This window comes from Methanoculleus sp. UBA374 (assembly GCA_002508705.1).
Taxonomy (GTDB): domain Archaea; phylum Halobacteriota; class Methanomicrobia; order Methanomicrobiales; family Methanoculleaceae; genus Methanoculleus; species Methanoculleus palmolei.
The window spans coordinates 117,238-127,284 of sequence record DAYL01000034.1; the positions used below are offsets into that span (position 1 = coordinate 117,238).

The window sequence follows — 10,047 nt, forward strand, 5'->3', positions numbered from 1 at the left end:
GTAGAAAAAAGTCGATGGCTGGAGAGCTTTAGCGGAATCTCTGCCAGAGAATTCTCCCCATCACGCGGAAGGTGAAGTCAAGTTCGTCGAAGCTCGGAATGCCGTTTTCTTTGAGAACTTTACGGCCCCGTTCCATGGAGTCGCCGCCGAGGAGCGTCCCGACGATCATATTCTCGGTCTTCTCCGAGAACCGGACGATCTGGTTTGCGACCTGCTCCGATCCGATGACGAGGTTTGGGAACCCGACGACGAACGCAATGTCCCAGCAGTCCTGGTGCTTGGCGAGCGCACTGAATGTCTGCTCAAACCGCTTCTCGTTGGCATCGCCGAGGAGGTCGATCGGGTTATTCTTGTTCCAGAACTCCGGCAGAAATTCGTTGAGTTCCTTGAGGACCTTCGGCGGCAGGGTGATCAGATCGATGCCGTAGCGTTCGGCGTAGTCGGAGGAGAGTACCGCGAATCCGCCGGCGTTTGTGATTACGATCGCCCGCTTGCCGCGGGGGTAGCCTTTCGGGAGCGACAGCATCTCGGCGACCTGGAATGTACCGGTCAGGGTGTGGACGGGGATCACGCCGGACTGGCGGAATGCTTCCATATACACGTCGTACGACCCCGAGAGCGAGCCCGTATGGGACGATGCCGCCTGCTGCCCTTTCCGGGACGAACCGGCCTTGATCGCCACGACGGGTTTGGTCTTTGCGACCTCGCCGACCACTTTCATGAAGGTCTTGCCGTCCTGGATCTCTTCGACGTAGAGGATGATGCCTTTGGTCTTCGGGTCACGTTCCACGAACCGCAGGTAATCGATGAAGTTGAGGTCTGCCTGGTTGCCGACCGAGATGACCACGGAAAAGCCGATGTCCTGCTTGATGCTCCAGTCGACCACCGTGTTGATGATGGCGCCGCTCTGGGAGATGAAGGCGATGTTACCGGCTTTGGGTGACTGGTGAACGTAGGTGGTATCGATGCCCTTTGGGGGGATGATCAGCCCGAGACAGTTCGGACCCACGATCCGCGTGCCGTAGCCTTTTGCGATCTCGAGGACCCGGTCTTCCAGGGCCGCTCCTTCCTCTCCCATCTCCTTAAACCCGGCAGTGATGATGATCACCATCGAGACGCCTTTCTGCCCGCACTCCTCAATCACGCTCGGGACATGCTTTGCCGGGACGGTAATGACCGCCATATCGACGGGGTTCGGGATATCAAGGATGGATGGATACGCTTTGAGTCCCTGCACCTCCGGGCGTTTGTTGTTTACCGGGTAAAGTTGCCCCGGGAAATGGAGGAGATTGTGCATCACGGCGTAGCCCATCTTCTTCGGTTCGGACGATGCGCCGATGACGGCTACGGAGCGAGGGGTGAAGTACTCGATCGGCACGAACGGCCGCTCTTTCAGGGTCTGCTCCACGGCTTCGTCATCGACGAAGATCCGGGCATCGACGATGCAGGCCCCGGACTCGTACAGTCGAACCGGATTGATGTCGAACTCCACGACATTGGTGCTCTCGGCGAAGAAGCGGTTGATCGCCCACATGATCTGAACGAGCGTCTCCTCGTCTCTCGGCTTCGCCCCCCGGTAACCTTTGATTATCGGGTATCCGTGGATCTCCTTGATCATCTCCCGGATCGTCTCCTCGGAGATCGGCAGAATCCGCAGGGCGACGTCCTTCATCAACTCGACGAGCGTCCCCCCCATACCGAAGGTGAGCACCTTCCCGAACGCCGGATCGGTCTTCCCGCCGATGATCAATTCAAGCCCCGGCGCCGCCTGCTGCTCGACGATGACGCCCTTGATCTCGGCTTTGGGGTTATACGCCTTTGCGTTCCCGACGATCTTATTGAATGCCTCCTCGGCGGCCTGTTTTGATGAGATACTGACGATCACGCCGCCTGCATCGCTTTTATGGATGATCTGGGGCGAATAGATCTTCAGAACGACCGGAAAGCCGATCTTCTCTGCTGCTTTACCTGCTTCTGGTGCAGTCTGGACGATTGCGTGCTCCGGTACCGGTACGCCGTATTGTTTCAGGAGATCATACGATTCGAATTCGCTCAGCATTCTTTTGACCATGGTCATCTCCTCATGTTTTGCGTATCCCTATTCAAGGGTCTCTATGATCCTGCAGTTCAGGTTCCCTGACAGATGAGCCGTCTCCTGGAAAGCCAAACCAAGAGGTCGGAATGAACTGTACAGCGTGGTCTCAGATTCCCTTTATAGGTTTTGTAATGATTCTACATGATAAATCTCTATCGGGAGATGTCGTCAGCCGTTTCAGATGCCGCCGATCTGCCTTTGAATTTCCGGAATTGCTGAGTAAATGCCGTTATCCCGGCTCACACGAGAACGAGTGTATCCTGTGGCTGCCCAATCTCGGGGCCGGAACCCTCCTGAAAGCCCGCGTTGGCGCCGGGCGGAGGAGGGGTGTGCAGTGCGTGCCCTGTATGAGCAATGGAGCGGAACTCTCGGCTTGTTGTGGTCGAGGATACCCGCTCCATGGTCGGGTCCCGCAGGGCGTGCGTCTCTCCAGGGATCGGGGTCGCCCGGGCATGTCCCGGATATCATTCTGCGGCACGGACGACCGGGATTTGCCGGGGCGAGATCCCTCATGAACTGCTGGCTGTGCAACGGGCGTGAATGTCCGGGAGATGGTCCGGTCTTCGAGTAGATTCCGAACACCCGGTCGGTACCATTTATGGGCTTCGGCGTAGAGATTAACATCGATAATGACAGTCTATGAGGAGCCGGGACGATTCGGAAAGGGAGGATGTACTGAGACTATATCCAACAAGCGGCGTTTTTTTTTCGTGAATCACCGGAATGAGCGGAGTTGAGCGACATACGATTCGATATCATACTCTGGCTATGATCTTCTTCGCCGGTCTCCCCGCTTGCCGGGGACCCTCTGCAGTCAACCGGAGAGAGGAGTCATGATCGGGCGCCATTCATCTCCGGATCGCCGGACGGTGTATTCTCTCTTCCTGGTCGGGTTTTTTGCGATCTTCTCAACCACCATCTCGAAGAACCCGGTGCTGCCCCTCTTCTCGCAGGCTCTGGGCGCCGGCGATGTGGTCATCGGCCTCGTGTCGGCGGTCTCCCCGCTTGCCGGGATCCTCTTCTCGTTTCCCGTGGGGGTTCTCTCGGATCATCTGGGTAAGAGGCGGCTCCTCCTCGTAGCCGGAACGGTATTCCTCTCGGCACCTCTGCTCTATCTCTTCATCGCCGATCCGCTCTGGCTGATCCCGGTCCGGTTTTTCCACGGGCTGGCAACCGCCATTCTCGGGCCGGTGATCGCTGCGATGATCGCCGTACGGTTTCCGGGGACGAAGGGGGAGGTGCTCGGGCAGTACTCTTCCGCAACCCTGATCGGGAGGACCCTTGCCCCGCTTGTCGGCGGGGCCATCCTCTCGTTCTTTGTCTTTTACCCCGGGCTCGTCCCTTATCGGATGGTCTACCTTGCCGCAGCAATCGCCGCGGTGCCGGTCGTCGTCCTGATTCTTCTCTACCGGGAGGAGACCCCGGTCTCCCTCGCGTTCCTCCCGTTCTCGACGTTTCGCAGGAGTTTTGTTGTGTTTTTCACGAACCGGAGGCTTCGGGCAACGGCGCTTGTGGACATGGCGACTTACTTCGCTTTCGGGGCGTTTGAGACGTTCCTGCCGCTCGTCTTGCTCTCCCGGGGGATGGATGCGTACCAGACGGGGGTCCTGTTTGCCGCTCAGACGCTGATCATCGCGGTGACGAAGCCGTCCTTCGGCAGGATTTCCGACCGGATCGATAAACGGGTCCAGATCGCTGGAGGACTCTTTGTTCTGGGGTGCTCGGTTGCCGCTATCCCGGTTGCGTCGACGTTCCCGGCGTTTCTTCTTGTAAGTTTGCTTCTCGCCCTCGGTATGTCGCTCTCCACGGTTGCGACCGGTGCGTACGTTGCGGACGTTGCAGAGAAGGAACAAATGGGCGCTTCGATGGGGGCGCTGTCGTCCATCATGGATATCGGGCATTCGGCGGGCCCCCTCGTCACCGGGGTCGTCATTGCTGCCGGCGGGTTCGGCCCCGGCTTCTTCATGAGTTTTCTCATCGCCGTCGCGGTCTGCGGGTTCTTTGTCCTGTCCGTCCGGGAATCTGGCGAGCCCGGTGGTGCTCTACGAAACAACTGAGAATGCGTTCTGTTGAATCGGGTGTGAACGTGGAATCAGGCATACCCGGGGAAAGACCGATCCTATCCCAGAGGTCGCGGCGATGCTTTTTCGTGCAAAGGCGTGCAGGATCGCGTCCGACGATGCCGGGTCGGCGGTGATCGGGAGCGAACCTTCGGCGATGGCCTCGACCGGACCGATACCGAACGCCTCGCAGACGATCCGGGCCTGAAAGAACGCTCGGTTCCGGAATCAAAGGTGGTTTTGCGTTCTTCGTCAAGGCGGAGGGAGGGGGTATGACTCACCGAACGGCTGTTTCGCCGCAACAAGAGGCAGTACGGCGATGAGGAACCGAATTCCCGGCTCCGGTCACCTTCCCCCTCTCCACCACTCGATGAGCGCCCGGGAAATGCTCATCGTGGACGGCAGAAGGGGCAGGTGATCGCGGTCGAACCATCCTGCGGCCTCGATCTCGTTATTGTCCGCGATCACTTCGCCTCCTGCGTACTCGGCGACGAACCCGATCATGAGAGAGTCCGGGAACGGCCAGGGCTCACTACCGAAGTACCGGATGTTCCGGACGGAGACTCCGGTCTCTTCCCTGACTTCCCGGCGGGCGGCATGCTCCAGGGACTCGCCCGGCTCTACGAAGCCGGCGACGATGCTGTACATTCCGGGCGAAAATCTGGGCGAGCGGGCGAGCAGGATCTTCTCGCCGTCTTTCACCAGCACGATGATTGCAGGCGATAGCCGGGGGTAGGCGATCCGGTTGCATGCAGGGCAGATCTTCGCCCGTTCGGTGCGGCTCTGGGAGGTCTTTGCCCCGCACCTCCCGCAGAACTGCGTCGTTCTATCGAAATCGACGATCTGGACCGCAAGGGCGGCTATTGCAAGCTCATCCTCCGGGATTCTGCCGTAGAGCGCCCGGACCGCGGAGTGCTCCATGCCTTCCGGCACAGGGGTATCTGCTGCTATCTCCGCCGCATAGCAGGGCGCCGCACCCCGGTGTCCGAGGTACTGGATACGCTCTACCGTGCATCCGTCGGATTTTGGATTCCTGTCGAGGAAGATCTGCGGTCTGTCTCCCGTGGTGACGCAGACGCCCGATTCCCGGACAATTACGTAGAGGACTCCCTCTTCCGGTACAGACTCGGGCCCCGGATACCGGGGCACGAGGGTGTCTGCAGAGAATACTGCGGTATGGTTCATGGTATCAACATGGTTTTACCCCGGTGCAGGGTTCGTGAAAAGAGGGTATTCATCGGGACCGCATATATGCTTGGAGAGTCTGAGATCATGACGCCCCCCGTTTGCACCTGCTTGCTCCCTTTACTGAACTGTCAGGCGAAGGATCTTTGCACTTTCAGGGTCCGTGTACGTGATACGGAGATCGCTGTGGTGCGCCGTCGCTCTTCCCGCCTTGCAGGGGTCTTCGCCGGGGTACTGCCGGCCGCGACCGGCTGGTCGGTGGCCGGATCGAGGTCCCCGTCGGTATAAAGCGCTGCTGCGAGCTCGACGGCGCCGGGGCTCCCCGGTTGTTCGGTGTTCGATCGGTTCGCAGAGAACTTGCGGCTGCCGCTTAAGTGTATCCGTTTTCCCCAATCACTTCAGATACGGGACGATCGGTTCCAGGTCCCGGTAGCCGATGAGCCGTCCTGCCGCCCGATACTGGGACCGGTCGCCCCCGTAGACCACGAACGACCGGTCCGGGGTGTTGCCGGAGAGTCCGTTCCAGTAGGCGATCTCTTTAAAGAAGTCGGAACTTGCCGTTCGGCCCGACCTGATCTCGACCGGGACGGGGTCCCACCCCACATACTCGATGATGCAGTCGATCTCGTGTCCGAGTTTGTCCTGCCAGAAGTAGAGGTTGGGCTCTCTGCCCCGATTGAACCGGAACTTCAGGAACTCGGTTATGATGAGCGATTCAAAGAGCCCCCCTTTGAGGGGGTGGTAACCGAGATCGTCGGCGCTCTGTATCCCGGCCAGGTGTGCGGCAAGACCGGGGTCCGTGAAGTAGAGTTTCGGCATCTTCACGAGTCGCTTGTTGAAGTTTTTGTGGTGGGGCCGGACCAGGACAATCACGAGCGACGTCTCAAGAAGGGATAACCACTCTTTCGCCGTGTTGTGGGTGATGCCACAGTCGTTCGCGAGGGACGAGTAGTTCACCACCTGACCGGATCGGTAGGCGCACATCTTCATGAACGTCTGGAACGTCGAGAGGTTCTGCACCTGCTTGAGAAGACGGAGATCGCGCTCGATGTAGGTCTGGATATATGATGCATAGAAGTCTGCCGGGTGAATACCGCTGTTGTAGAGGCGGGGGAAGAGGCCGGTGTAGAGGAGGTCCTCGTACCGTTCGGGCTCAATTCCGGCACGGGCAAGTTCCCTCATCGAGAGGGGGAGGAGTTTGACGATCCCGACCCGGCCGGCAAGCGACTGGGATATCCGTTCCATCATCAGGAAGTTCTGGGACCCGGTGAGGATGAACTGTCCCGGCCTCTGGTTTCTATCAAGGACGCCCTGAAGGTACGAGAAGAGTTCCGGGACCCTCTGCACCTCGTCGAAGATCGCTCCGGTCTTTTCGTAACGTGCGAGAAAACTGCGCGGGTCCTCCTCCGCGAAGGCCCGGGTATCGGGATCTTCCAGTAAGATATAGGGCAATTTCGGGAATATCGACCGGACGAGCGTCGTCTTTCCCGACTGGCGGGGGCCGATCACGGCCACTGCCGGAAACCCGAGGGCAAGCGACCGGACCTTCTCCTCCGCGTCCCGCCGGATCATTCCCCGTACCTGGTTGGACATATTGTAAATTGTATTGACAATCTGTCCATAGAAATGTGCTCCGGCAAGAGTCAACGTTGAACTGCCGTTGAGCGAGTCGAGCATGCCTCGCAGGTGCCGGGTGATGTGGTCGTCCGGGAGAACGGCAACCTCAGAGCCTCCGAAGGACAAGAGAATACGATGTACATCATCCTTCCTGCGGTCCTCATGTCGACGATCAGAGTACCTGTCGCCAGCAGGCCGGATCGGAATACCGCAAAGGCGCTCCTTGTCGACAACCACGGTCGACGGTCGGATGAAGATCGGTATATACCGTTCGCCCCTAATACGTCCTGACCCTCAGCCCCGGGACGCGGGTGAAGTGGTGGTCCCGGGTGACGATCTCGCCGTCGCCTGTGAGCGTGATCGCGGCGATCACCTCGTCGAAATCCCCGATCGGCCGACCGTTCTCCCGGAGTTCGGCAGCGAGCGTACCGAAGACTCGATACGTCTCATTCGTGACCGGGAGTTCGATCAGCGCCCGCACGATTGCTTCGACTTCCCGGAGGTTCTCCTGCACCGATGCCGAGAGGAACGCTCCGCGGTAGAGCTCGAGGATGTTGATCACCGTGGTTGCAAGGGGCAGCCCTTCCTGCTCCATCGCCTCGAGCGTTCTCATCGCCTCCGGGTCGTGCCGGATCAGGTCGATGAGCAGGGACGTATCAAGCGTCGGCATCGAAGTCTACCTCTCGCATCGAAGCCTTTCGCATCTCGCGCGAGGCTTCTGCGACCGAATCGGCCAGCGCGGTATTTGGTCCAAATTCTTTGAGAATTTCCGAGAGTTTCTTCTTCTGCGGGGTATACTTCAGGATCACTTCGGAAAAACTCATGTTTGAAGGGCCTTTTAACCGCGAAAGCCTCTCGTATGCATCATCGCTGATACTGATCGTCCTGGTTCCCATACCTGTGTGTGTGTATGTGCATGTATTTGGACCCTTTCATCGCCGGATCTCTTCCCGGCAATGCGCCGTGCGGGGAACGGGAACGGCGGGTATCCGACAGTTGGAGGTCGGGGTACCGTGAAAAGGCACCACTGCTCCCTCAGCACCGCACCAGGTCCATTCTCCCGATCAACACCCACCCGAGAAGACACGCAACCCCTACCGCCACGTTGATCGCCCCGAGGCTGAAGACGAGGTTGTTCCCGCCGAGGAAGACGAGGACCATCCCGACGCTGCCGAAGACGAGGGCGGAGCAGTTGATCAGGGCGGATGCGGAGCCGGTGTCCCCCTTCTGCTGATCGAGCATGAGGAATGCGCCTCCGGGACGTACAGAACTTCCCATCAGGGACGCCGGGAGGAGAGCAAGAGCAAAAATCAGGGGGCCAAGGCTCCCGAAGAGACAGACAAGGACGCCTCCGGCGATCATGACGCCGAAACTGAACCCGACGATCACCCGACGGCTGAAGTGCCGGGAGAGCCAGATGTAGAGGAACGGGCCCGAGATCAGGCCGATGGCATTAAGGGCAAAGTAGAAACTGTACACCTGTTCTGAAAGTCCGAATCCTTTTTCGTAGATATACGACGAGGCGGAGACGAATGCGAGAGACGCGGTGCTCACGAGCGAAAAGACGATAAGAAGCGAGGCGAAACCAGGATTTTTGAGCACAACCCCGAGCCGGCGTACGGACTGTGCCACGGTGTCGGTACGCCGTGCGGGTATTGTCTCCTCAAGGAGAAGGCCGCCGATCATCGCGACGACCCCGATGAGTGCGAGTGTCACGAAAAGGCCCCGCCACGAGGTATAAGGAAGCATGAACGCCCCGAGAAGCGGGGCGACGGCGGGCGCGGTGACAACCATGGACTGGACGAGCGCGAGCACCGATTCCTGTTTCCTCCCTTCATACAGATCCTTGATCATCGCGGTTGCGACCGCAGAGGCGGCGCTACCGCCGACGGCCTGAAGGATGCGGAAGGCGATAAGGGGCCGGATCTCCCACGATGCAGCGCATCCGACGCTTGCAGCGATGTAGAGGGCAAGTCCTATGAGAAGGACGGGCCGACGGCCGTACCGGTCGGAGAGCGGCCCCCAGAAGAGCAGCCCGAGACTGTAAAAGATGAAGAAGAGTATCAAGGTGAGATTCGTGAGGTCCGCAGAGACGCCGAAATAGTCTCCCATTCCGGGAAGGGCAGGTAGGTAGAGATCGGTCGAGAGCGGGACAAAGGCGGAGAACACCGCGATCAGGACGAGGAGCCCCCGATCCCCCAGATATTTCTGGGATTTGCCGTCTCGATTGTTGAATTGGTCCATGGGGGCATCTCGGAGGGCAGGTGTTGAAGAACTGGATGCTACTGTCGTGCATTCCGAATCGAGGTCGGATTATTGTCTCCTCCAACCTCTGTTCATACATTGAAACCTTCCCCTAGTTCTAGGTTGGCATTGGACATTAGCCTGTCTCGGACCTTCAGCCGACACACTTGATATCAAAGGTCTGATGCCAGTGTCCCGACCTGATTGGTCCGTTCTTTCTCTTCATCTTGCCCCGGGATCGCCGGGGAGACCCACAATTTTCGATTCTGGATGAGCGCTTTGCGGGTATCTTCTTATGCCAAAGCGCGCGAGATACACCCGCAGTGTCGGCCGGAGTAAGGGCATACGGGAGCCGATGGGAAGGTATTTATTGGAGAAACGTGCACTCTTGCAGTGAGACCCACGATCAGAAGGGTATGGAAACGACTGCCTTTTCTTCATTCTGCTTGAAGTTCATCATGCTTGCGTGGGACCCGCAATCAGAAGGGTGTGGTTACTACCGCAGAGGGCCGAAAATTCGATATACCCAAGCGTAACTTGCAGAGAGACCCGCAATTAGAAGGGTATGGAAACGGAGGGTCCGCGACCCTTTGACTTTCTGCTCGGGCTTGCAGTAGATATTGAGTATATGGCCGGTTTATTGTTCTCGAAGTCATCCTAAAAGTTTTCAGCGGCTGACGATTCCTATAGTTCAGAGTATGCTGTCGCCTCCCCGCGAAGAATTGAGTGATCTCTGGCGTCAAACCTCTGATACGGCTCCTCTCTGGGTATCGCCACGCGGGGAACGACTGCCGAAACGGCAGTCGTTCGAGAAACTCGAAGAGTTTCGAGTGAGGGATCGGGAGG

At 58.6% G+C, this 10,047-nt stretch carries 8 protein-coding genes; 2 read left to right on the forward strand and 6 right to left on the reverse strand.

Annotated features, from left to right (window positions below; all coding sequences use genetic code 11):
* Positions 1-28: 28 nt before the first annotated feature.
* Positions 29-2,071 carry an acetate--CoA ligase family protein gene (locus BRA42_RS13880; protein WP_292405900.1) on the reverse strand — a complete coding sequence of 681 codons (2,043 nt, stop codon included), beginning with the start codon at positions 2,069-2,071 and terminating at the stop codon, positions 29-31.
* An 857-nt stretch (positions 2,072-2,928) separates the two neighbouring features.
* Here BRA42_RS13880 and BRA42_RS13885 point away from each other — a divergent pair.
* Together BRA42_RS13885 and BRA42_RS13890 are read left to right on the forward strand one after the other, a co-directional pair.
* Positions 2,929-4,152: an MFS transporter gene (locus BRA42_RS13885; RefSeq protein ID WP_342770257.1), complete on the forward strand. Its 1,224-nt coding sequence runs from the start codon at positions 2,929-2,931 to the stop codon at positions 4,150-4,152.
* An 82-nt stretch (positions 4,153-4,234) separates the two neighbouring features.
* Positions 4,235-4,363: a hypothetical protein gene (locus BRA42_RS13890; RefSeq protein ID WP_292405272.1), complete on the forward strand. Its 129-nt coding sequence runs from the start codon at positions 4,235-4,237 to the stop codon at positions 4,361-4,363.
* 137 nt (positions 4,364-4,500) lie between these two features.
* Here BRA42_RS13890 and nudC read toward each other — a convergent pair whose 3' ends face one another.
* From nudC to BRA42_RS13915, 5 genes are all read right to left on the reverse strand, one after another.
* A complete protein-coding gene (gene nudC / locus BRA42_RS13895; RefSeq protein ID WP_292405271.1) occupies positions 4,501-5,340 on the reverse strand; it encodes an NAD(+) diphosphatase in 840 nt (279 codons plus the stop codon).
* A gap of 393 nt (positions 5,341-5,733) precedes the next feature.
* A complete protein-coding gene (locus BRA42_RS13900) occupies positions 5,734-7,083 on the reverse strand; it encodes an ATP-binding protein (protein WP_342771315.1) in 1,350 nt (449 codons plus the stop codon).
* A 151-nt stretch (positions 7,084-7,234) separates the two neighbouring features.
* Positions 7,235-7,627, reverse strand: a complete 393-nt coding sequence (locus BRA42_RS13905; protein ID WP_342771316.1) for a type II toxin-antitoxin system VapC family toxin — start codon at positions 7,625-7,627, stop codon at positions 7,235-7,237.
* Positions 7,614-7,853: an antitoxin VapB family protein gene (locus BRA42_RS13910; RefSeq protein WP_342686278.1), complete on the reverse strand. Its 240-nt coding sequence runs from the start codon at positions 7,851-7,853 to the stop codon at positions 7,614-7,616. Before BRA42_RS13910 ends, BRA42_RS13905 begins: the two co-directional genes overlap by 14 nt.
* Positions 7,854-7,992: 139 nt before the next feature.
* Positions 7,993-9,201 carry a multidrug effflux MFS transporter gene (locus BRA42_RS13915; RefSeq protein WP_292405266.1) on the reverse strand — a complete coding sequence of 403 codons (1,209 nt, stop codon included), beginning with the start codon at positions 9,199-9,201 and terminating at the stop codon, positions 7,993-7,995.
* Positions 9,202-10,047 lie beyond the last annotated feature (846 nt).

Bases quoted from the DNA above. Each gene is read 5' to 3' on its own strand.
- BRA42_RS13890 (WP_292405272.1), top strand. From the start codon at position 4,235: ATGCTTTTTCGTGCAAAGGCGTGCAGGATCGCGTCCGACGATGCCGGG.
- BRA42_RS13915 (WP_292405266.1), bottom strand. From the start codon at position 9,201: ATGGACCAATTCAACAATCGAGACGGCAAATCCCAGAAATATCTGGGG.
- BRA42_RS13910 (WP_342686278.1), bottom strand. From the start codon at position 7,853: ATGGGAACCAGGACGATCAGTATCAGCGATGATGCATACGAGAGGCTT.
- BRA42_RS13885 (WP_342770257.1), top strand. From the start codon at position 2,929: ATGATCGGGCGCCATTCATCTCCGGATCGCCGGACGGTGTATTCTCTC.
- nudC (WP_292405271.1), bottom strand. From the start codon at position 5,340: ATGAACCATACCGCAGTATTCTCTGCAGACACCCTCGTGCCCCGGTAT.
- BRA42_RS13905 (WP_342771316.1), bottom strand. From the start codon at position 7,627: ATGCCGACGCTTGATACGTCCCTGCTCATCGACCTGATCCGGCACGAC.
- BRA42_RS13880 (WP_292405900.1), bottom strand. From the start codon at position 2,071: ATGGTCAAAAGAATGCTGAGCGAATTCGAATCGTATGATCTCCTGAAA.